Here is a 23,233-nt window from a genome sequence, read left to right on the forward strand (position 1 = left end):
CATGCGCTCGACCACCCTGCGATGGCTGATCCGCCGCGTCCTGCTCGCCGTCCTGGTCCTGCTGGGCGCGGCCACACTCGCCTTCGGCGCGATGCGCCTGACCCCGGGCGACCCGGTGCGGGTGATGCTGGGCGGCACCACCCCCACTCCCGAGGCGGTCGCGCAGATCCGCGCCGACATGGACCTGGACCGCCCGCTGATCCAGCAGTACGGCAACTTCCTGAGCCGACTCCTGCACGGCGACCTGGGCACCTCCTACCAACTCAACGACTCGGTCTCGGACATCATCGGCAGTCAGTTGTGGCCCACCGTGCAACTGGCGCTGGCCGGCTTCCTGATCGCGATCGTGATCGCGCTGCTCCTGGCGGTGGCCACGGCGGGCCGCCGCCCGGCGCTGCGCCGGTTGTCCTCCGGCATCGAGCTGATCCTCACCTCCAGCCCGAGCTTCTGGGTCGGCGTACTGCTGCTCACCGTGTTCTCCTTCCATCTGCGGCTGTTCCCGGCCACCGGCGGAACGAGCCTGCGCGGTCTGGTGCTGCCCGCGGTCACCCTCAGCCTGAGCATGGTCGGCGTGTTCACCCAGGTGCTCCGCGAGGGACTCGAACGAGCCCTGGAGGAACCGTTCGTGACCAGTTCCCGGGCCCGCGGCACCGGTGAGACCACGGTGCGCCTGCGGCACGCGCTGCGACACGCGATGGTCGCGATGATCACCCTCTCCGGCTGGGTGGTCGGCGCGCTCCTGGGCGGCGCCGTGGTGGTGGAGAGCGTGTTCAGCCGGCAGGGCATCGGCCGCACCCTGGCGACCGCCATCTCCTCGCGGGACCTGAACGTGGTCACCGGGATCGTGGTCGTCTCCGCGCTGCTGTTCACCGTCATCAACCTGGCCGTCGACTGGCTGTACCGGGTCGTGGACCCCCGACTGAAAGAGGCGAGCTGGTGACCACGAGGATCCTCAGCGCCGATCTGCTCCTGGCCGGACCCGAGGGAGAGGCGATCGCCGACGGCGCGGTGCTGGTCCGCGACGACCTGATCGCCGACCTCGGCCCACGCGCGGACGTCCTGGCACGCGCCGAACCCGGCACGCCGCACCACCGGTTCCCGGGCGCGACCATCCTGCCCGGGCTGATCGACACGCACGTGCACCTCAGCCTGGACCCCACCGCGGCGCAGGCGTCCGCGATCGGCAAGGCCGGCGACGGCGAACTCCTGTTGGCGATGGCCGGGCACGCGCGGCGCCTGCTGGACATCGGCGTCACCACCGTGCGCGACCTCGGCGGCCGGGGCAACCTCGCCGGCTGCCTGCGCGACGCGGTCGCGGCCGGCGACCTGCCCGGCCCGCGGATCCTCACCGCCGGCGTGCCGATCACGGTCACCGGCGGCCACTTCTGGTTCCTCGGCGGCGAGGCGGACGGCGTACCCGAGATCCGCGCGGCGGTACGGCGCAACCTGCGCGCCGGCGTCGACGTGATCAAGCTTCTGGTCAACGGCAGCCGGCTGACCCCCGGCGGCCCGCGTGGATGGCACCGCCAACTGACCGACGAGGAGATCGCCGCCGCCGTCGAGGAGGCCCGCAGGTTCGGCCGACCGGTGGCCGCGCACGTGCTGGGCGCGGACGCGATCGAGGCGTCCATCGAGGCCGGCGTGCGCACCCTGGAGCACTGTTCGTTCGGCACGCCCGCCGGCCCGGTGATCGAACCCGCCGCGCGGGACGCGTTGATCGCCACCATCGCCGCGAGCGGCGCGTTCGTGTGCCCGACCTGGAGCATCACCATGAGCGAGACCGCCGCGCGGATCGGCGACGCCCGCATGCGTCCGTGGCTGGAGGTGGCCCGCCACCAGTACGAGAACGGCGTGCGACTGATCGCGGGCACCGACGCGGGCACCCCGGGCGTGCCGTTCGAGTTGTACGTCGACGGCCTGGAATGGTTCGTGCGCGCCGGCATCCCGACCACGGCCGCGCTGGAGAGCGCCACCGTGATCGCCGCCGAGGCGCTCGGCCTGGCAGAGCGCACCGGCCGGCTGGCCCCGGGCCTGGACGCGGATCTGATCGTGGTGACCGGCGACCCCCGCGAGGACTTGGCCGTACTGCGCGCGATCCGACTCGTGCTCGCGCGCGGCCGGGTACACACCCCGGCGGACGGCGGCCTGGGCGCCGCACTCGGGTCGCCGGCGGTCGAGGGCGAACCGGACGCCCGGCGCGCGCCGGTGCCGGTCGGCGCGGAAGGGATCCCGCGATGACCGCCGTCGACGTCGGCGCCTTCGCCGGCACCGCCACCGGCGGCGGCCGAGTCGGCGCGCGGGCCCGGACCCGCGACTGGGTCCGTCTGCTGCGCCCCGGAGTCGCGGTGGCCTGGGTGGTCCTGGCGCTGATCGCGCTCGCCGCACTGTGGCCGGGCCTGTTCGCCACCGACCCGCCGAACGCCGTCGACCCGGTGCACGGGTTGCAGGGCCCCAGCGCGGAACACCTGTTCGGCACCGACCAACTCGGCCGCGACGTGTTCAGCCGGGTCGTGCACGGCGCCCGCCCGTCGCTGCTGATCGGTCTCGGCTCCACCCTGGTCGCGGTCGTGGCCGGTGCCCTGCTGGGTGTGCTCGCGGCGACCGGCAGCCGGGTGCTGGACGAGACGATCATGCGCGTGACCGACATCCTGCTGGCCTTCCCCGGCCTGCTGCTCGCGCTGATCGTGGTCTCGGTGCTCGGCCCCGGAACCGGCAACGCCACCCTGGCCATCGGGATCGCCGCCACGCCCGGATTCGTCCGGCTCTCCCGAGGCCAGGCACTGGTGGTGCGCGAGTCGGACTATGTGCGCGCCGCGATCACCTTCGGCCGCCGGCGCAGCGGCATCTTCCTCGGCCACATCCTGCCCAACGCGCTGCCGCCCCTGCTGGTCTTCGCCACGGTCAACATCGGCACCGCGATCATCGCCGGTTCCTCGCTGAGCTTCCTGGGCCTGGGGCCGCAGGCGCCCACGGCCGAATGGGGCGCGATGCTCGCCCAGTCCCGGGACCTGCTGGAGATCGCCTGGGCCCCGGCGGTCTTCCCGGGCCTGGCCGTGACCGTGACCGTGGTCGCGGTGAACGTGGTGGGCCGTACCCTGCAACGTCGATTCGAAGGGCGGCGCGTCGATGCCGGCCAGTGACACGAGAGCGACCGGGACCGCCTCGGCGGTCGACACCGCGACCTCGGCCCCGGACGATCCCACGCTCGTCGTCGAGGGGCTCGACGTCGCCTTCGGCAGCGGGCGGGACCGGATCCACGCGGTGCGCGGGGTGAGCCTCACGCTCGCCGCCGGCGAATGCCTGGCCATCGTCGGCGAGTCGGGCTCCGGAAAGAGCGTCACCGCTCGCTCGCTGGTCGGCCTGGCCGGCGCACGATCGAGCGTGCGGGCGGATCGCCTCGAACTCGACGGCGAGGACCTCACCGGCCTGGACAACCGCCGGTGGCGGGCGATCCGCGGGCGCCGGGTGGGCTTCGTGCTCCAGGACGCGCTGGTCTCGCTGGACCCGCTGCGCCGGGTGGGTGCGGAGATCGCCGAGACCCTCGCCAACCACCGGGTCGTCCCGGCCCGCGCACGCGCCGCCCGGGCCGTCGCCCTGCTCGACGAGGCCAGGGTGCCCGAACCCGAGCTGCGCGCCCGGCAATACCCGCACCAACTCTCCGGTGGCCTGCGCCAACGCGCCCTGATCGCCTCGGCGCTCGCCGCCGAGCCCTCGGTGCTGATCGCGGACGAGCCCACCACGGCGCTCGACGTCACCGTGCAGGCCCGGATCCTGGACCTGTTGGCCGCGAAGAAGGCGGCGGGCACCGCGATCCTGCTGATCAGCCACGACCTGTCGGTGGTGGCGCGACTGGCCGATCGGGTCGCGGTGATGTACCGCGGGCGGTTCGTGGAGGAGGGGACCGTCGAGGACCTGCTGCGCGCGCCCGCCCATCCCTACACGCGGGCGCTGCTCGCGGCGGTGCCGTCGGCGCACGCGCGACGGACCCGGCTTTCGCTGCCGGGAGCGGCGGCTTCGGCGGGCTCGGGCTCCTCCACCGCCTCGGATTCCCCGGCCGGCTCGGACTCTTCCCCGGATTCCTCGGCCGGTTCGGGCCCCGCCGGTGTCCCGGGGCCGGTGATCGAGGACGCCTGCCCGTACGCGGCCCGCTGCCCGTTGGTCACCGACCGATGCCGGACCGAGCCGCCCCCGCGCGTCGAACTCGCCGCCGGACACACCGCCCGCTGCCGGCACACCGCGAAGCCGTGGCCGCGACCCGAGTCCGTGCGGATCGTCGCCGAGCCGACGACCGCGCGCGAACGGGGCACCGACGACGTGGTGTTGGACGTACGCGGCGTCGCCAAGAGCTACCGCGGACCCGATCGGGTGGAGCGCCCCGCCGTCCAGGACGTCTCGTTCACGCTGCGGGCCGGGCAATCGCTGGGCGTGCTCGGCGAGTCCGGCTCGGGTAAGACCACCGTCGCACAGTTGGTGCTGGGACTGCTGGCACCCGACGCGGGCGAGATCGATCTGCTCGGACGACGGTGGTCCGACCGACCCGAATCCGAGCGCCGAGACCTGCGCCGGCACATCCAGCACGTGCAGCAGGACCCACTGGGCTCGTTCGACCCGCGCTGGACGGTGGAACGCATCGTCGGCGAGGCCCTGGGCGCGTTCACCCGCCGCGCGACCCGCGCCGCCCGGGACCGCGTCGTCGAACTCCTGCGCCTGGTGGGCCTGGACGAAACGGTGCTGACCCGCCGCCCGCAGCAACTCTCCGGCGGCCAACGCCAACGTGTAGCCATCGCTCGGGCGTTGGCTCCCGAGCCGGAGATCGTGGTCTGCGACGAGCCGGTCTCCGCGCTCGATGTGTCGATCCAGGCGCAGATCCTGGACCTGTTCGCCGACCTGCGCGAACGCCTGGGCGTGGCCCTGCTGTTCATCTCGCACGACCTCGGCGTGATCCACCACACCAGCGACCACGTGATCGTCATGCAGGCCGGTCGGGTGGTCGAGTCCGGCCCGGTCGACGAGCTCTTCGAGCGCCCGCAACACCCCTATACCCGGGAACTGCTCAGCGCGCTGCCCCGGTTGCCGGCCGACCCGAAGCCGGCGCCGGCACTCGGCGGGTAGCCGGTCGACGAGGCGGTGCGGTCCGCCCGGCAGCCGCCCGGGCGACCCCCCGCCCGGGCGTACGCAGGGCCCCGCGCCGCCGGGTGGACGGGGCGGGGCCCTGCGCGTCGAACCTGTTTGCCGTCACGTGGCGAACGTGCCTGCCGTTACGCGGCGGTCGTGCCGGCGGCAGCCCGGCGATCGTGCCGGGCGGATCCGGGACCTGCCTAGTCGGGCAGCCCCGCGCGGGCGGCGACCGCGGTGTCGGGCTGGTCGGTGAAGACGCCGTCCAGGCCCAGGCCGTAGAAGAGCTTGTACTCGGCGGTGATGTCGCCGCGCGCGTTCGGGTCGGCACCGAGGCGGAAGTCCAGCGGCAGGAACTGGTTCTCCGCGCGGAACGTCCAGGCGTGCACGACCAGTCCGGCGCGGTGCGCGTCGCGGATCACCGAGGTCGGCGCGAGCAGCTTGCCCGCCGCGTCACGCGGGACGAGCAGGTTCTTGTTGGTGCCGATGCCGTCCGCGTACGTGTGGATCCACTTCAGGTTCTCCGGCTTGACCAAGTCCTGGTAGGTGCGCGGGTCGCCGGCCACCACCAGGTCGTACGGCCGACCGCTCGCGTCGAGCAACTGCACCAGCCGGACATCGGTCATCCGGTTCAGCTTGCGCAGGTTCGCGGTCTCGAAGGACTGGATGAACACCTTGTCCTTGCGCCCGGTGAGCCGGTTGTCGCGCAGGGTCCGCACCAGCGGCTCCTCCAGCGGCAGCCCGATCGACTGGAAGTAGGTCGGGTGCTTGGTCTCCGGGTACACCCCGATCGTGCGGTGCACCCGACGGCCCTCGGTCCGGGCCAGGTCCAGCACCTCCTGGAGGGTGGGCACCTCGAACCTGCCGTCGAACGCGGTGTTGGTGGGCCGGACCTGCGGCAGCCGCTCCTTCGCCCGCAGCGTCTTGAGCTCGGCGAGGGTGAGGTCCTCGGTGAACCAGCCGGTGACCGGTGTCCCGTCGATGGTCTTGGTGGTCTTGCGCGCGGCGAACTCCGGGTGCGCGGCGATGTCGGTGGTGCCGGAGATCTCGTTCTCGTGCCGGGCGACCAGTACGCCGTCCCTGGTCGAGACCAGGTCGGGCTCGATGTAGTCGGCGCCCATCCGGATCGCGAGGCGGTAGCTCTCCAGGGTGTGCTCGGGGCGGTAGCCACTGGCACCCCGGTGCCCGATCACGATCGGGTCGGCCGCGGGCCGCGACGAGGCGCGGGACGTGTCGTCCTGGGCCGCGGCGGCGGGTACCGCGACCAGGGTCGCCAGCAGCACGCCGGCCACACCGAGCGCGGGAAGGATACGTCGCAACGCCATCTCCTGTTCTCTGCGTCCGGACGCGGCGAGACCGCGCGGGAGCACCGATCGTGCGAGCACGCCGAGTCAACCCGCATCGGCCGACCCCTCGCCAGGACGAACCCGTGGCCCATGGATGAACCTCCGGAGAACGCCCGGCGGCGGTCGTCTCGCCGCGACCGGGTCAGCTCACGCCGGTCTCGGTGCGGACCTCGAAGCGGGTCAGGTGCTCCGGGGTGAGCGCGCGCAGGAAGTCGGCGGCGGGGAACGCCTCGCCGGCGGCGAGCGCGCCGGTGCCGGTGTGCCGCCCGGCGAGGACACGTTCGGTGGCCTCCACCACGATCGGCGCGGTCACCGCGTAGATGTCGTTCCCGGTGACCACGGCGCGCCGCTCGCGGTCGCCGCGGCGCACGACCGCCTCGACGAGGTAGGTCTGGGCCGAGCGGCCCCGGTCGTCGGCGGCGGAGGGCTCCGGCGTGGCCGGGTGGCGGATGTCCTCCAGCGGCGCGAGGTTCATCACGGCACGCACCTCAGGGGTGCGCAGGTGCCGCGGGATGGTGACCTGGTCGGCCGTGGCGAACTCGTTGGTCCGCTGCTTCCCGAACGGCGCCGGGAACTCCCAGTCGGAGACCTCGGTGCTGTACGAGAACGGGCTCAACCGGCCCCCGGTGTAGACGAGGTGGTGTCCCGCGTTGCTCTCGCCGGTGAGCCGGGTGCCCTGCGTCGGCAACCAACTGTCCAGGGCGAAGGCGATGGTGATCTCGTCCGCCTCCGACCAGTCGCCCATCGCGGCGGTGGCCAGGAGATCGCCGAGACCACCGTAGAAGGCCACGGACGGCGCGAGGACCAGGCCCGCCGCGCGGAACCGTTCGGAGCGGGTGTCGAAGAGGGAGGCCGAGGCCGCCTGTTCGGCCGCGACGTCCAGGTAGTGCGCACCCGCGCGGGCCGCCGCGTCGGCCACCGGCAGCGAGGTGCTCGAGAACGGACCGGCGCAGTTGATCACGGCCCCGACGCCGGCGAACGCGCGGTCCAGCGCCTGGGGATCGTCGGCGGCGGCGACCCATAGCGGCGCGTTCGGGTATCGATCGCCGATCTCCCGGAGCTTCGCGGCGTCGCGACCGACGAGCACCACGGCCCGGCCTCGGGCGATCAACTCCGCGACCACGAAGCGCGCGGTGTGCCCGTAGGCACCGTAGACGGCGACCGGGCGGGCCGAGGCGGCGTCCGAGGTCTCGGCGGCCGGCGGGTTCGAGGCGTTGTGGGTCATCGTTTCTCTTTCCGGTTCCGCTGGATCCGTCCGGAGGTTCCCGGGCGGAAGTTCCCTGGTGGGAAGGAGCGCTCGATCATCCTGTCCGAGCGGTCCGGGCGCTACCAGTGGCTGAAACGACATGGGTCGTACAGTTTCGGACATCGACGAGGGCGCCGTGCCGACCTCGACCGGCAGGGCCGCGCGTCGGCCCGAGCCGAAGTCCGGTGCGGCCGGGATCCGTTCGGGCGTGGGCTCCGGGGTCGGGTCGGTTCGGGCTCGGAGCGCAGCCCGGGCCTGGGCCCGAGCGCGATGATCTTCATCCGGATGATTGCCCGCAGCAGGTTCATCGGTCGGGGGTTCGACCGTAGAGTGATTGCCGGCGCGGAGCGCTTCGCCGCGTGCCTCGACCCGCCCGGCCTGTTCCCGCTCCGCCCCCTCGTCCCGCTCCGGTACGTCCGTCGGCACTCACGTCCCTGATCACGTCCCTCCTTACGTTCTTCTTGTCATCCTTCGTCCGACTCGTCCTCTGTCCGACCCTTCGCCGGGTCGGATTCGTGTGTCGCGTCGCGCCATGGCCGGGTCGACGGTCGACGCGCGGAGACCGGCGCGCGGACCCGGCGACGCGTTGATCGTGCGCCCGCCAGATCCGCCGCCGGCTCGGAATTCAGCCACGACACAGGAGGCCCACGCCTTGGCATCGAAGTTCGCTCGTCCCGCCCTCGCGCTCGTCGCGACCCCCGTACTCGCCGCGCTCCTGGTCGGTGCCGCCACCTCGGGAGGTGCCGCGACGCCCGGTGCCCCGGGCGCGGGCGACCCGTACTTCCCGCTGTCCGGCAACGGCGGGGTCGACGTCGCCCACTACGATCTCGATCTCGACTACACCCCCACGACCAGACGCCTGGAGGCCACCGCCGAGCTCGCCGTCACGGCGACCCAGCGGCTGAGTTCCTTCAACCTCGACCTGTCCGGCCTGAACGTGGACAGCGTCCGGGTCGACGGCAGGCGGGCCGGCTTCAGTCGCAACGGCACCGAACTCACCATCACCCCGGCCCGCACGCTGGACAAGGGCCGCAGGTTCACCGTGGTCATCGGCTACTCGGGTGTCCCGGCGCACGTGTACGACCCGGACGGCTCGCCCGACGGTTGGATCATCCAGCCGGACGACTCGGTCTTCGTGGCCAGTGAACCGCAGGGCGCGATGACCTGGTTCCCGAGCAACAGCCACCCGACCGACAAGTCCACCTACGACGTCGAGGTGACCGTTCCCGACGGCTGGACCGCCGTGTCCAACGGGCGTCTTCGCGACCAGCGGCACCGGGCCGGCAAGACCACCTTCTCCTGGCGCGAGGCCAAGCCGATGGCCGCCTACCTGGCCACCGCGAGCATCGGCAGGTTCCAGGTCGAGCAATACGTGACCGCGGACGGCCTGCCGGTCTACAACGCCGTCGCGCCGAGCCAGGCCGCGGCGACCAAGCCGGTCCTGGACCAACTCCCCGCCGTGATCGAGTGGGAGACCAAGCTGTTCGGCCGCTACCCGTTCGAGGCCGCCGGCGCCATCGTCGAGGACGCGCCCGACGTCGGCTACGCGCTGGAGACCCAGACCAGGCCGATCTACGACCGGGCGCCCAGCATCGGCACGCTCGTGCACGAGACGGCACACCAGTGGTTCGGCAACTCGGTGTCGCTCACCAAGTGGCAGGACATCTGGCTGAACGAGGGCTTCGCCACCTACGCCGAGTGGCTCTGGGACGCCGAGCACGGCGGCCTCAGCACCGCCCAGCAGTTCGCCGCCGACTACGCCCTGCCGGCCACCGACCCGTTGTGGTCCTTCCCGGCCGCCGACCCGGGCGACGGCGGGCACATCTTCGACAAGCCGCCGTACGAGCGCGGCGCCATGGTCTTGGAGAAGCTCCGCCAGACCGTCGGCGACAAGGCGTTCTTCACCATCCTGAAGACCTGGGCCACGGACCGCCGTTACGGCCACGGCGACACCCGCCAGTTCATCGCCCTGAGCAAGCGGATCTCCGGCAAGAACCTCGATTCGCTGTTCAACACCTGGCTCTTCACCGCCGGGAAGCCCGCCACGCCGTAACCGGGGCGAGCCTCGCGAACCACGACTGCGCCGACCTCACGATCGCGGGTGAGGTCGGCGCAGTCGTGTCGGCGGCCCTCGGTGTCGCCGGCGCCCGGCCGTCCGGGCGGGTTCACGCCTCCAGAGCGCGCTCCAAGGCGTCGTTCAGGCGTGTCCTGTGGTCTTCCACCACGTCGTCGGCCGACTCGCCTGCCATCAGCCGGGCGGCGGTGCCGGCGTAGACGCAGCGGTAGGCCGCGACGACCAGGGCCGCGAACAGCCGGGTGCGCGGATCGTCCGGCCGCGTTCCGCGGTCGTGCGCGAGCGCCGCCGCGAGCGCGTCCTCGGTCTCCGCCAACCCCTCGCGCGCGCGAGCCCGCAGCGCGGGGGAGTCCAGGACCACCTGCCAGAAGTGCGGAAACCGGTCCCCGACCGCCGACAACGGGTGACACCGATCGGCCAGGTCGAGCGACACCCGGCGCAGCGCGCCGAGCGGCGACTCGTCCTCGGCTCGATCGTGTACGGCCGACGTCACCAGTTCGACGCCCTCGGGGATGCGATCCAGGAACAGGTCCCCCTTGCGCGGGACGGGGTTGAACACGGTCACCGTTGACACGCCTGCGACCTCGACCACCTCGGTGACGGTCACGCGGTCGAATCCGCGCGCGCCGAACAGCGACGTCGCGACGTCGGAGATCCGCTGTCGGGTCGCCAACTTCTTCCGCAACCGCAGACCACCCGGGCGCTCGTCCGCCTGATTACCCCCATCTTTACGCTGCACCCCGCCGGCGACGTCGGCCTTATCCCGCAGGAGCCGTTGGAGCGCCTGCTCAGTGAGCGCGCCGCCCGGTTAGGTCGAAGTCCGCCGGAGCAGCGAGCTGACCGACTTCACCGCCGACGAGCACGGGGTTACGGTCCGCGCCGGCGACACCCGACTCCGGGCCGGTTGGCTGGTGGAATGCGACGGCGAGCGCAGCACGGCGCGCAAGCTCGCCGGATTCGACTTCCCCGGAACACCCCCCGAGATCACCGGCCACAAGGCGATGGTGGAGATGACCGGCGCCGAGGGACTCGCCCTCGGCGGGAACACGACCGACACCGGCAGCTACGCACACGGCCCGATGCCGGGCCGGATCCTGACCGTGGAGTTCGACGGCCCACCGGCCGACCGCCGAACCCCGGACACCGCCGAGGAGTTGCAGACCGCGCTGCGCGCCGTTTCCGGCGTGGAGGTGACCGTCACCAAGGTGCACACCGCGACCCGCTTCACCGACAACGCACGCCAGGCGAGCACGTACCGCAAGGGCCGCGTGCTGCCGGCCGGCGACGCGGCGCACATGCACTCGCCGTTCGGTGGCCAGGGCCTGAACCTGGGCTGGAAGCCGGCCGCCGAGATCACCGGCCACGCGCCCGAGGGCCTGCTCGACACCTACACCGCCGAACGACACCCGATCGGCGCCTGGGTGCTGGACTGGAGCCGGGCCCAAGTGGCGATGATGCGCCCGGACCGACACGCCCGCGCGCTGCGCGCCGTGATCAAGGGCCTGCTGGAAAACACCACCGGCACCACGTACTTCGTCAAACACATCTTCGGTGTCCTGCACCGCTACGACCTGCCCGGCGACCGCCCCCTGGTCGGCCGCAGCGCCCCCGACCTCGAACCGGCCGACGGCACGCGCCTGGCGGAGCACCTGCACGACGGCCGAGCCCTGCTCCTCGACCTCCGCGACACCCCCGAACTCCGCAAGCCCGCCGCCTATCCCCGATCGCGTCACCATCCACACCACCCGGGCCAACACCCCCACGGCGGCCCTGCTGATCCGCCCCGACGGCATCACCGCCCGGGCTACCGACACCCCAACCACCGACCCCACTGCCCTCACCGATGCCCTACACCACCGGTTCGGCACCCCGCCCACTCCCTGACAAGCCACTGGCAACCTCGACCCGCCCCCACTTAAGAGCTCATGTCGAGGTATGAACCCGTCGGATGTCTTTCGGCCACGAGGAAGGCGGAAGTCGCGTAGCCTCACATTGCCTCGCGACGGCCGGCCACCGTTTCCACGACGACAACTCGACCGAGCGTGGACCCACGCCGCTCATCGACCCGGGGGGAAACCACTCATGGCTCGGACGCTGTACAAGGACACCACGGGAACGGTGGACCACCTCGTGGCGGAGATCCGCCGGGGTGACATCGCGTTGCCCGAACTTCAGCGTCCCTTCGTGTGGAAGGCAACCCAGGTCCGCGACCTGTTCGACTCCATGTACAAGGGGTTCCCGGTCGGTTCGCTGCTGTTCTGGCTGACCGGCGCCGAACCCTCGGCGCGGCAGATCGGGACCAACGCCAAGGATCACGCACCGAGCGCCCTCGTTGTCGACGGGCAGCAGCGGCTCACCGCACTGTACGCGGTGCTTACCGGCGAACCCGTCCTGCGCGGCGACTACACCACGGGACCCATTCGGATCGCCTTCCGGCCGGCGGATGCCACGTTCGCGGTTACTGATGCCGCCGTCGAGAAGGATCCGGAGTTCCTGGCCGACATCAGTGCCCTATGGCAACCCGACAACCGCAAGCCCACGATCCGCCGCTTCATCAAGAAACTTGTCGAGAAGCGTCCGCTGGATCAAGACGAGCGCGACCGCCTCGAGACCGCGCTCGAAGAGTTGCACGACTTGAACAAGGCCATGTTCAAGGTGGTCGAACTCGACGCCAACATCGACGAGGAGCAGGTCGCCGAGATCTTCGTCCGGATCAACAGCGAGGGCGTGAAGCTCAATCAGGCCGACTTCATTCTTACCCTGATGTCCGTCTATTGGCCCGCCGGTCGCGGCGAACTGGAACGGTTCTGCCGGAACGCCCGCGAACCGGCGCTGGGTGGCTCGTCGCCGTTCAATTGGTACATCAGGCCCGAGGCCGACCAACTGCTTCGGGTCACCACGACGCTCGCTCTGCGTCGGGCCGTACTCAAGCAGGTCTACACGATTCTGCGTGGACGCGACCCCGAGACCGGCAAGCGCTCCCCGGAGCTGAGGGAAGCTCGGTTTGCCACGCTCCAGGACGCGCAGAGCCGGGTGTTGGATCTCACGAACTGGCACGAGTTCATGCAATGCCTGGAACGTGCCGGCTATCGCGGCAGCAAGATGATCTCGTCGGACAACGCGGTGCTCTTCAGCTACGCGATGTGGCTCATCGGGCGCGTCGACTATCAGGTTCCGGTGGGCCGATTGCGCGAGAGCATCGCGCGGTGGTTCTTCATGGCCCACCTGACAAGTCGCTATTCGGGATCGTTCGAGACCCGGGTCGAGCAGGATCTCGCCCGTCTGCACGGAGTCGCCCTCGGCGATGCGGACGGATATCTTGCCGTGCTGGATCGTGTGGTCAAGTCCACTCTGACACCGGACTTCTGGAGCATCACGCTGCCCAACGCTCTGGACGCCTCCGGCACGAGATCGCCTACACAACTCGCCTACATCGCGGCGCTCAACATCCTGGACGCCGAACTGCTGCTGTCGACGACGAGAGTGCGCACCAGGCTGGATCCCGCGGTGCTCACGAAGAAGGGCATCGAGCGCCATCACCTCTTCCCAAGGAACTTCCTGAAGTCTCGGGGTGTTAAGGACATCCAGCGGATCAACCAGGTGGCCAACATGGCCCTTGTCGAGTGGCACGACAACATCGAGATCTCCGATCGCGCGCCCGCCGAATACTGGCCGACCGAACTCGTATCCAAGCCGATGTCCAAGGAGCGCCTGTCCCGTCAGATGTACTGGCACGCGTTGCCGAAGGGGTGGGAGTCGATGGTCTACGAAGACTTCCTGGCAGCCCGACGGCCGCTGATTGCCAAGGTTGTGCACGACGCGTATCAGCAACTGCGAGAGCCCGGCTATGAACCGACCTACCCTTCCCCAGTCCATATCCCGGCCCAGGAGCGATGGGTCCGGCTCAGCGACCTGCTGGACGCCGGATTGCTCGCTCCGGAAACCAGGCTCACGCCCGCGCGCGACGGTCACGAGGCGGAGGCAGTGGTCGATGCCCGAGGCTGGATTGTCCTCGATGGTGAGGAGTTCGATTCCCCGTCGCCTGCCGCCGTTCGGATCCTGGGTGGGAACACCAACGGTTGGCACTTCTGGAACGCCCAGTTCGAGGATGGCCCGGTACTGCTTGACGAACTGCGGAGCGAGTATCGGCGCATGACCTCGTGACGCGGTCGGCCGTGCGCGCGTGGCCTCGTCGCCTGTGCGCCCGTGGCTATGGCGTCTGGAGCAAACCCAGTTCGGTCAGGTCGGTGAGGTATTTGGTGATGAACTTCGGGGTGATCGACGGGATTCGGCCTTCGGCGACGGGCAGGCCGGCCACCGCCTCGGTGAAGCGGGTGGTGGGGATCGTGCCGGGGGGTCGCGGGATGGCCGGGTGGGCGTAGGCCGGGAGGAGGGGGAGCAGGGACGCACGGCGTTGGTGATCGGGGAGGCCGCGGACGGCCGCCTCGAAGCGCATGCGCCACTGGTCGTAGTCGGCGAATCGGGTGATCGGGCGGCCCGCGTGGACGAGCCAGTCGACGATCTCGTCGAGTGAGACGCCGTCGTCGTTCGCGTTGACGGTGTTGTAGGTGGCGTATCCGTCCCGGTGACGCGCGGCGAGTGCGGTGATCGCCTCGGCGGTGAAGTCGACCGGCAGTCCGCTGTAGTGGGCCCGCCGGCGTTCGCCGCTCTCGTCGAGTCGGTAGAAGGAGTACGGCGCCATGCCGGTGGCGACGACGCTGAGGATCAGTCGGGTGAACCGGTCGGGGACGTTCAGCCGGCCGGGCAGGCGACTGTGCGCCAGGATCATGTCGGGACGGAACACCACGACCGGCAGACCCGTACGCTCGTGCGCGTCGCGCAGCAGGACCTCGGCGGCCCACTTGCCGGTCGCGTATCCGTTCGCGTCAAAGTCGTGCAACCGCCGCGACGGGGAGGCCGTACGCACGTCCACCCGCTCGTCCAGGATCGACCCGTCCGCCTCCATCGCGGCGGCGATCGTCGAGACGAAGGCGAAGCGCTTCATCGGACCGGTGAGCGCGAGCTCGATCAGCTCGGCCGTCGCGACGACGTTCGGCGTGAACAACCGGCTGTACGGGAGCACGTGGTTGACCAGTGCGGCGGCGTGCACGATCTGATCCGTCTCGGCGGCCACCCGCTCCCACGCGCCCCGGTCCAGGCCCAGCCTCGGCGCGGACACGTCCGCGGCCAGTACGTCCAGGTGCTCGGCGGCGACCGTGTCGAACCACTCGAGACGGTCCGCCGCCGCGGCGCGCAGACTCTCCAGCACCCGTCGCCGTGCCGCCGCGTCGTCGCCCGCACGGGCGAGGCAGGTCAGCCGCCCGCCCGTTGCCACCACACGCCGCAGCCACTCGATCGCCAGGAAGCCGCCGAGGTACCCGGTCGGCCCGGTGAGCAGCACGTTCCGGACCGGATCCACAGGGCCCGAAACGGCCGGAGCGGTCGAAGTACCCGGCAGCCGGGCCAGGACACGCTCGTTCACGAACCGGTCGAGGGTCAACTCGCTTGCCCGCACCTCCACCGCGCCGCGGCCGTGTACCGACGCGAACGTGGGACGCGTCACGTCGCCCCCGCGCGCCGCCTCGATGTACTCCGCGACGCCGATCAGCGTCGCGGTGGGCGCGAGGATCACCTGGACGGGGACCTCCAGCTCGAAGATCTGCTCGAGCGCGGTCGAGAACGTGTGCGCGGACAACGAATCACCGCCCAAATCGGTGAAGTTCGCGTCGGGTCGGACCAGCGACGAGGGATACCCGAGGGTGATCTGCACCGCGGCCAGCACGGCGGCCAAAGGCTCGACGCCTGCGCCCGCGTCCCGCAGAGCCGCGAACCGCCCCGCGCGCCCGGCCGCGATGTCCGCGTACAACCGCTCCAGCCGCGCCCCGTAGCGCTCCTTGAGAGCGGGTCGCACCACCTTGCCGGCTCCCGACAACAGGCCGTTCCCGACCGTGAACGGATGCGGTTCCACGATCACGTCGTGCGGCACCTCGTACGGCTGGAGCCCCGCCGCGCGGGCGAGTTCGCGCATCGAGTCGAGGATCGCGGCCCGCAGCCGGTCGTCGTCGGTCGTGTCGGTGCGCGCCCGGTCGGGCACGACCACCGCGAGCAGGAACGCCTGTTCGGCGCTGCCGTAGACATAGAGCTGCGCGATGCGCGGACTAGTGGCGTACAGCGCCTCCAGCGCGGAGATGGCGACGAACTCCCCCTGGGAGAGCTTGACGACGTTGTTGATCCGGTCGACGTAGACCAGTCGGTCGGGCGCGATCTCGGCGAACACGTCGCCCGTGCGGTAGTAGCCGTCCTCGTCGAAGGTCCGGGCGTCGACGTCGGGTTGCCGGTAGTAGCCGGGAACCAACCCCACCGACTTCAGCCGCAACTCGCCTCGCGGGTGCGGCCGGTCGGTCGCGAAGTAGCCGAGTTCGGGTACGTCGACCAACCTGTAGTCGGTCACCGGTGGTCGGCGCACCCGCTGATCGACGACGACCGCCCGGGTCGTCTCCGTGGACCCGTAGCAGTCGACGACCTTCGTGCCCAGGACCGAGGCCATGAACGTGTGCATCGAAGCCGACAGCGGCGCACTGCCGCACAGCGCGCTGACGATCCGGCCACCGAGCATGTCGTCCCGAACCCGTTCGCGCGCGATCGTCTCGGCCGCCGACCACTCGATGCCGGCGTCCGCGGTGGTCCGGCACAGGCGGTCGGCCTCGAGAAGGTACCGCTGGTGGACCATGTCGCAGATCCGGGGCACCAGGCTCAGCACCGTGGGGCGCGACAGACGGATGTCGTCGAACAGGGTCGACATGTCCGCGCGGGCCGCGAAGTACCCGATCCCGCCGGAGGAGAGACCGGAGATCAGCCACGCGCGGCCGTTGACGTGGCTCATCGGCATGTAGTGCAGGACGATCGTCGGCAGCGGGGTGTCGCCGCTAGCCCCCGCGTTGCTCATACCGCCGCGCCCGGTCTGCCACATCCGGGTGAGCATCGACGCGGTGTAGATCGCGCCCTTGGGGGTGCCGGTGCTGCCGGACGTGTAGATCAGGCCGACCAGCCGATCCGGATCGTCGTCGTCGTAGGGTTCCACCGCCGGCAGCCGCGCGCCGGCACGCAACTCGTCCCCGAGCGACACCACCGGGGCGCGCCCGCTCAGCTTGTCGACCGCGGCGACGAGCGCGTCCCGGTGGTCGTCCACGCGCGCGTCGTGATCGAAGACGACCAGGCGCTCGATGGAGTCGCAGCCCAGGACGGTGTCGACCGCGGCCTCGATCGAAGAGACGTCCGCCGCGAGGATCCGCGGCCGGGTCTCGGCGACGACCGGCGCCAGCCGTACGGCCGGCGATCCGGTCGGCAGCGGGACCGGCACCGCGCCCAGGTACATGCAGGCCAGGTCGATCGTCGCGTAGTCGACTCCGGTGAAGCCCAGTACACCCACGAAGTCGCCGACGCCCAGGCGGCCGGCGCCCTCGCCGGCCCAGGCGGTGGCGAGTACGCGTACCCGCTGCCACACCTCGGCATAGGTCGACATCCGGAACTCGGGCAGGAGTTCGAGGCCACTACGACCGGTGGCGGGATCTCGGACGACGCGCTCGGCTCGTCGTCCGAGCGCCGGCCGGTCCGCGTAGCCGCTCATGGCGGCCGCGATCGTGGCGATCAGGCCGCCGTCCGCGCGCCGGATCGTCTCGACGACCTCCGGTGACGGCGCCGCCCGCGCGAACTCGCGGTCACTCGCACGCAGTTGTGCGACCCGGGTGGCAAGGTCGCGAACGCGATCCGGTTGCTGATCGGACATGAGTACTCCGGGATGTGATGAGTTCCGATGAACCGACGTGCGCCCCCGCGTCGCGCGGCGCCGATGTCGCTACGTCGTGCCGTGCGCCGGCAGTCTCCGGCCCCCCAGCCCGGCGGCCACCCCCATCAACAGGTAGGCCACGACCGCACCGATCGCCGGCGCGGCGATGTCGTCGCCGGACTGGAGGCCGCCGAGCAGCGCGACGCCGATCATGGTTCCGGACTGCCGGGCCGCCGACAGCAGTCCGCTCGCGATCGCCATCCGGTGCGCCGGAGCGGTCGCCATGACCAGGGTGATCTGCGGAACGGTCGCGAGACCGAAGCCGAGGCCGATGAAGGTGAGCCCGACACCCACGCCGATCGGCGCGTCCCCGCCGATCAGGGCCAGCAGCACGCCGCCGACCAGGGTCAGCACGATCGCGACGACCAGGACCCGCAGGGGACCGAGTCGCGCGTTGACCCGCCCCGCGACCAGCGGCATGAAGGTGATCGGCAACGCGGAGGGCAGGAAGCACAGTCCGGTGGCGACCGGACCATACCCGTGCACCTGTTGGAGGAACACGCTGATGGAGAAGACCAGTCCGTAGTAGCCGGTGAACAACAACAGCCCCACCGTGACGAAACCGCGGAACCCCGGGGCCCGGAACAGATCGCCCGGGATCATCGGAAACGCGTACGTGCGCTGTCTGATCACGAACGCGACGAGCGCGACCAGCGCCGTCACCGCGGCGGCGACCGGCAGCGGCGCGGTCCAACCCAGCTCGCGGCCCTCGGTGAGCGCCACCGCGACGCCCCCGAGCAGCACAATGGCCAGGAACTGGCCCGGGAAATCCTGGGGTTCGCGCGCGGCGGCCCGCGCCCGCGGATCGTCGCGTGGCATGTGCGCGGCCGACAACCACAACGTGACCAGCACGATCGGCACGTTCACGAGGAAGATGCTGCGCCAACCGATCGCGGTGACCAGGGCGCCGCCCAGGATGGGGCCGAACGCGACCGGACTCCCGGCGACCATCGCCCACACCGCGACGGCCTTGGCCCGGTCGTTCGGATCCCGGTAGGTCTCGGTGAGCATCACCAGCGTGGCCGGAACCAGCAACACCGCACCCAGCCCCTGCGCGGCCCGCATCGCCACGAGCGTGCCCCCGTCGGGCGCGATTCCGCACAACACCGACGTCGCCCCGAACACCGCGATGCCCAACCGGAACATCGACACCGCGCCGAACCGGCCGACCGCCGCCGCGCCGGCCAGCACCAGGCTCGCCAACACGATCACGTACGCGTCCACCACGAGCTGCATCGTGGCCAGGCTCGCGTCGAGACTGGAGCGGATCGCCGGGATCGCCACGTTGACGATGCTGATGTCGATCACGATCATCCCGTAGCCCAGGCTGACCACCGTCAGCACCCGGCCGGTCCGCACGGTCGGGTCGGCCACCTTCGGCGCGTGGTTGTCCGAACTGGTCGAGTTGGCCATGGGCCGCCATTTCGCAGGAGCCGATGAATTCGGTGCCGATCGGTATGCCGAAATCCTAGCCGGGACGAAACCGGTGACGTCAACCGCGGAGTTCACCCCATCGGCCAATATGCGGGTAATTGGCCCGATTCCAGGGTTCGCTCTAGAGGATCCTCTGATTTCCCGGTGCGTGGGCGCTCGGTACCTTCGCAGCGCTGAAAACTGTGAGAGGGAGTCGTCGTGGACGTGAGTGCGCCGGGCTCGCCATTTTCTTTGCCGGGGCCGAGGCGGGGATTTCCGCAACGCCCCTCATCGATGCCGTTCCACCGCTACACGCGGGACGAGCCACCGGGACCGGCGGCCGATTTCCCGCGCGAGTGGCCCACCCGGGCACTGGACCGGGCCCCGATGTGGGCCTCGGTCGATCTCCGGGACGGAAATCAGGCGCTGGCCGAACCCATGGACCTGCGCCGCAAGAAGCGAATGTTCGAACTGCTCGTCACGATGGGTTTCAAGGATATCGAGATCGGATATCCGGCGGCCAGTGTCGACGATTTCGACTTCGTACGGGAAACGGTGATCAAGGAAGGGATTCCCGACGACGTGACGGTGTCGGTTTTCACACCGGCGCGTCCCGAACTCATCGAGCGGACCTTCGACGCAATTCGCGGAGCCGAACGCGCGGTGGTGCATTTGTGCCACGCGACCGCGTGCCTGTGGCGCGACGTGGTGTTCGGCATGTCGCGGCAGGACGTGCTGCGGATGGCCGTCGACGGCGCACGGCACATGGTGCGCCTGGCGGAGCAGGAGAGCGGCTCGGACATCCGGTTCGAGTACTCGCCGGAGACCTTCAACGTGACCGAGCCGGATTTCGCGCTGGAGATCGCCAACCGGGTCGCGGAGGTCGTCGACGCCACGCCCGACCGGCCGCTCGTGCTGAACCTGCCGACCACTGTGGAGACACACGGACCCAACTTCTTCGCCGACCAGGTGGAGTGGATGCACCGAAACCTCGATCGACGCGATGCGATCATCCTGTCGGTGCATCCGCACAACGACCGCGGCACAGCCGTCGCATCGGCCGAACTGGCCCTGCTGGCGGGGGCCGACCGGGTCGAGGGCACGCTCTTCGGCAACGGCGAACGCACCGGGAACGTCTGCCTGGTGACGCTCGCGCTCAACCTGTTCAGCCGCGGTGTCGATCCCGAGTTGGAGATCCCCGACATCGACGCGGTCCGCGAGATCGTCGAAGACTGCAACCGGCTGCCCGTGCACCCCCGACACCCCTACGCCGGCGACCTGGTCTACACCGCGTTCTCCGGCACCCACCAGGACGCCATCGCCAAAGGGCTCGCCGCCCAGGCCGAACGCGCCCGCAGACACACCGGGGACGCGCCGTGGCAGGTTCCGTACCTGCCGATCGACCCCAAGGACGTCGGCCGCGACTACCGGGCGATCATCCGGGTGAACAGCCAGTCGGGCAAGGGCGGCATCGCCTACGTCCTCAAGAGCGGATGGGGCCTGGACCTGCCGATCGCCCTGCGGCGCGACTTCGCGGCCGTCGTCCAGGACGTCACCGACGCCACCGGCCGCGAACTCGACCCGCCGGAGATCCACCGGCTCCTGCGGGAGACCTACTGCGTCGACGACACGCCCACCACGCACGCCTACGCCGACGAGCACGAGGTGCGCGCCGACGTCGCCGCGGCGCACGGCGTCGAGTTCACCCAGCTGCTCGTCACCGACACCGCGGGTGCGAGCCGCGAGGCCAAGGCCTGCTTCACGGCCCTGGACGCGGACGGACGCACCTTCTGGGGCCTGGGCCTGGCCGCGACCGCCGCCGACGCGGCACTGAGATCGACCCGCTCGGCACTGCGCCGGGCCGGCATCGAAGAAGGAGAACGGTGAAGACGAACTCTTTCATCGCCGTCGGTCCCGGGACCTACCGGGAGGACGGCGGCATGGTCTACGAGGACTTCGTCCCCGGCGAGGTCGTCGAACACCGGCCCGGCCGGACGATCACCATGAGCGACAACGTGTGGAGCTCGCTGCTGTGCCTGAACCAGCACCCGCTGCACATCGACGCCGTCTACGCCGAACAGACCCCCTTCGGCCGCCCGGTGGTCTCCAGCCTGGTCACCTTCGGGATCGTCAACGGGATGACGGTGGCCACCATCAGCGCCAAGGGCGTGGCCAACCTGGGCTGGGACAAGGTACGGCTGACCGCACCGGTGTTCATCGGCGACACCCTCTACGCCCGCACCCGCGTGCTCACCAAACGCGAATCCGCGAGCCGACCCGGCGAGGGCATCGTGACCGTGCACTCCACCGGCCTCAACCAGGACGGCGCGACCGTGATCGACTTCGAGCGGACGATCCTCGTCCCCCGGCAGAAGGAAGACCGATGATCCCGGTCATCAGCCTGCACGCCGAACACCCCCACGCCGAGCGGCGCATCGCCGACGAGATCTCCGACGCGTGCCGGACCACCGGATTCTTCATCGCGCGCGGCCACGGCATCGCCCCCGAGGTCTTCGACGACGCCTACACCGAGTCGCTGCGCTTCTTCCGGCTCCCGCTCGACACCAAGCGCAAGTTCGCGATGCGCACCAGCACCGCGCGCGGCGACAACGACTACAGCCCCTACGGCCACAGCGCGCTGTTGTCCGAGAACGCCTACGCCTACACCGGCAGACAGGGCATGCCCTCGGACTACGTGGAGAAGTTCAGCGTCGGCCGACTGATCCTGAACGACGACGAGGAACTGCCCTTCCCCGCCGACGAGTCCGGGGCCGCGCTGCGGACCGCGCTCAAGCGCTACTTCGTGGCCTGCGAAGCGGTCTCCGGCCGGATCGCCGAACTGCTCGCGCTGGCCCTGGACCTGCCGCGCACCTTCTTCGCCACCCGCACCGACACCTCCAACGACTCGCTCCGCTCACACCTGTACCCGGGCACCGACCCCGAGTTCGTCAACGACCAGGGCATGGGGGAGCACACCGACGGCACCCTGATCACGCTGCTCACCCAGGACGGGCCCGGCCTGCAGATCCGCGACCGCTCGGGCCGCTGGCTGGACATCGAGGTCCGCGACCGGGACAGCTTCATCGTCAACATCGGCGACCTGATGGCCCGCTGGTCCAACGACGAGTACGTCTCCACCCCGCACCGGGTGCGCCTTGCCGACCGGCGACGCCAATCCATCGCGTTCTTCAAGCTCGCCAACGACGACACCGTCATCGAGTGCTTCCCGAAGTTCGCCACCGACCGCCCCGCGCGCTACGAGCCGATCCGCTACGAGGAGTTCTCGCTGCGGAAGATGAACCTGCTGTTCGGACGGAAGAGTGCCCGATGAAGCCGCACGCGAGCCTGCTGTACACCCCGGCGCTGCGCATCGCGGCGGTGGCCGAACCGGGCAAGATGCACGCGGACATGCTCGTCCTGGACCTGGAGGACTCCACCCACCCGGCCAGGAAGGCCGAGGCCCGCGCGATGTTGGCCGCGGCCGATCTGACCCGGGCCGGCCTGCCCGCGCTGGGTCTGCGGGTGAACACCATCGCCACCCTCGACGGCCTCGAGGACATGAAGGCGGTGATCGAACAGGACGCCATGATCGGCGGCATCGCGATCGACGCGATCTTCATCCCCAAGATCGCCGGAGCGGGCGACGTGGCCATCTACCGCTCACTGCTCGCGCAAACCTCGAAACCACCCAGCGTGATCAGCTTCATCGAGACCGTCGACGCCGTCGAGAACGCCTTCGCGATCGCCGCGGAGAGCGACGGCCTGTGCTTCGGCCAGGCGGACCTGACCGCCGAGATGTACACCGCCAACGAGTCCTACCTCGACCACGCACGAGCCCGACTGTGCGTCGCGGCGGCCAAGTACCGGCTGCCCGCGATCGACACCAACTCCTTCGAACTGCACGACCTGGCAGTGGTCCAGGCCCAATGCCAGGCGGCCCGGGAGGCCGGCTTCACCGGCAAGGCGGCCATCCACCCCCGCCAAGTCGACGTGATCGCCCAGACGTTCAAGGTCGGCCCGGACGAGATCGCCGAATACCGGCGCGTGGTCGAGGACTACGACGCCACGCCCTACGGCTTCGCGGTCGAGAAGGACCGCGTGCTGGCCCCACCGTTCGTGCTGCGGGCCAGACGCATGCTCCGGCTGTACGCGGCCGACGCCGAACCCGCCCCGCACCGGCACCACTGAATCGG

16 protein-coding genes and 1 pseudogene are annotated in these 23,233 nt (G+C 70.6%); 12 read left to right on the plus strand and 5 right to left on the minus strand.

Going from position 1 to position 23,233, the window contains the following annotated elements; genetic code table 11:
• The first annotated feature begins 1 nt into the window (after position 1).
• From ACIRL2_RS02665 to ACIRL2_RS02680, 4 genes are read left to right on the plus strand one after another with little or no spacing between them, the layout of a single operon-like run.
• Positions 2–940 (plus strand): ABC transporter permease, encoded by a 939-nt coding sequence (locus tag ACIRL2_RS02665; RefSeq protein WP_395872954.1) that lies wholly within the window; start codon positions 2–4, stop codon positions 938–940.
• Positions 937–2,238, plus strand: a complete 1,302-nt coding sequence (locus ACIRL2_RS02670; RefSeq protein ID WP_402229661.1) for an amidohydrolase family protein — start codon at positions 937–939, stop codon at positions 2,236–2,238. Before ACIRL2_RS02665 ends, ACIRL2_RS02670 begins: the two co-directional genes overlap by 4 nt.
• Entirely contained in the window at positions 2,235–3,140 is a 906-nt protein-coding gene (locus ACIRL2_RS02675; protein ID WP_395872956.1) for an ABC transporter permease, read from the plus strand. Before ACIRL2_RS02670 ends, ACIRL2_RS02675 begins: the two co-directional genes overlap by 4 nt.
• Positions 3,127–5,112, plus strand: coding sequence for a dipeptide ABC transporter ATP-binding protein (locus tag ACIRL2_RS02680; RefSeq protein WP_395872957.1), 1,986 nt, complete (start codon positions 3,127–3,129; stop codon positions 5,110–5,112). The genes ACIRL2_RS02675 and ACIRL2_RS02680 overlap by 14 nt, the downstream gene beginning before the upstream one ends.
• Before the next feature lie 206 nt (positions 5,113–5,318).
• Here ACIRL2_RS02680 and ACIRL2_RS02685 read toward each other — a convergent pair whose 3' ends face one another.
• Together ACIRL2_RS02685 and ACIRL2_RS02690 are read right to left on the minus strand one after the other, a co-directional pair.
• Positions 5,319–6,440: a glycerophosphodiester phosphodiesterase gene (locus ACIRL2_RS02685; protein ID WP_402229664.1), complete on the minus strand. Its 1,122-nt coding sequence runs from the start codon at positions 6,438–6,440 to the stop codon at positions 5,319–5,321.
• A 163-nt stretch (positions 6,441–6,603) separates the two neighbouring features.
• On the minus strand, positions 6,604–7,686 hold the full coding sequence (locus ACIRL2_RS02690; protein ID WP_402229666.1) for a saccharopine dehydrogenase family protein: 1,083 nt from the start codon (positions 7,684–7,686) through the stop codon (positions 6,604–6,606).
• Between the two features lie 673 nt (positions 7,687–8,359).
• Here ACIRL2_RS02690 and ACIRL2_RS02695 point away from each other — a divergent pair.
• Positions 8,360–9,760: a M1 family metallopeptidase gene (locus ACIRL2_RS02695; protein ID WP_402229669.1), complete on the plus strand. Its 1,401-nt coding sequence runs from the start codon at positions 8,360–8,362 to the stop codon at positions 9,758–9,760.
• A gap of 112 nt (positions 9,761–9,872) precedes the next feature.
• Here ACIRL2_RS02695 and ACIRL2_RS02700 read toward each other — a convergent pair whose 3' ends face one another.
• Positions 9,873–10,466 carry a TetR/AcrR family transcriptional regulator gene (locus ACIRL2_RS02700; protein WP_395872961.1) on the minus strand — a complete coding sequence of 198 codons (594 nt, stop codon included), beginning with the start codon at positions 10,464–10,466 and terminating at the stop codon, positions 9,873–9,875.
• 151 nt (positions 10,467–10,617) lie between these two features.
• Here ACIRL2_RS02700 and ACIRL2_RS02705 point away from each other — a divergent pair.
• The 3 genes and pseudogenes from ACIRL2_RS02705 to ACIRL2_RS02715 form a co-directional block, all read left to right on the plus strand.
• Positions 10,618–11,157, plus strand: a pseudogene (locus tag ACIRL2_RS02705) (FAD-dependent monooxygenase); the annotation flags it as partial.
• Between the two features lie 175 nt (positions 11,158–11,332).
• A complete protein-coding gene (locus ACIRL2_RS02710; protein WP_395872962.1) occupies positions 11,333–11,665 on the plus strand; it encodes a hypothetical protein in 333 nt (110 codons plus the stop codon).
• Positions 11,666–11,863: 198 nt separating this feature from the next.
• A complete protein-coding gene (locus ACIRL2_RS02715; protein ID WP_402229673.1) occupies positions 11,864–13,945 on the plus strand; it encodes a DUF262 domain-containing protein in 2,082 nt (693 codons plus the stop codon).
• A gap of 46 nt (positions 13,946–13,991) precedes the next feature.
• Here ACIRL2_RS02715 and car read toward each other — a convergent pair whose 3' ends face one another.
• A complete protein-coding gene (gene car / locus ACIRL2_RS02720) occupies positions 13,992–17,567 on the minus strand; it encodes a carboxylic acid reductase (protein WP_402229676.1) in 3,576 nt (1,191 codons plus the stop codon).
• A gap of 69 nt (positions 17,568–17,636) precedes the next feature.
• Positions 17,637–19,040, minus strand: coding sequence for an MFS transporter (locus ACIRL2_RS02725; RefSeq protein WP_402229677.1), 1,404 nt, complete (start codon positions 19,038–19,040; stop codon positions 17,637–17,639).
• Between the two features lie 294 nt (positions 19,041–19,334).
• On the opposite strand from ACIRL2_RS02725, the gene ACIRL2_RS02730 reads away from it, so the two are divergent.
• The 4 genes from ACIRL2_RS02730 to ACIRL2_RS02745 are packed head-to-tail and all read left to right on the plus strand — an operon-like array spanning position 19,335 to position 23,228.
• On the plus strand, positions 19,335–20,927 hold the full coding sequence (locus ACIRL2_RS02730) for a 2-isopropylmalate synthase (RefSeq protein ID WP_402229679.1): 1,593 nt from the start codon (positions 19,335–19,337) through the stop codon (positions 20,925–20,927).
• A 53-nt stretch (positions 20,928–20,980) separates the two neighbouring features.
• The gene (locus ACIRL2_RS02735; protein ID WP_395873036.1) at positions 20,981–21,427 is read left to right on the plus strand and encodes a MaoC family dehydratase; all 447 of its coding nucleotides are present in this window, start codon (positions 20,981–20,983) and stop codon (positions 21,425–21,427) included.
• Positions 21,424–22,371, plus strand: coding sequence for an isopenicillin N synthase family dioxygenase (locus ACIRL2_RS02740; protein WP_402229681.1), 948 nt, complete (start codon positions 21,424–21,426; stop codon positions 22,369–22,371). Before ACIRL2_RS02735 ends, ACIRL2_RS02740 begins: the two co-directional genes overlap by 4 nt.
• On the plus strand, positions 22,368–23,228 hold the full coding sequence (locus ACIRL2_RS02745; protein ID WP_395872968.1) for an HpcH/HpaI aldolase/citrate lyase family protein: 861 nt from the start codon (positions 22,368–22,370) through the stop codon (positions 23,226–23,228). The genes ACIRL2_RS02740 and ACIRL2_RS02745 overlap by 4 nt, the downstream gene beginning before the upstream one ends.
• Positions 23,229–23,233 lie beyond the last annotated feature (5 nt).

It is taken from the genome of Embleya sp. NPDC127516 (assembly GCF_044765325.1).
Taxonomy (GTDB): Bacteria; Actinomycetota; Actinomycetes; order Streptomycetales; family Streptomycetaceae; genus Embleya.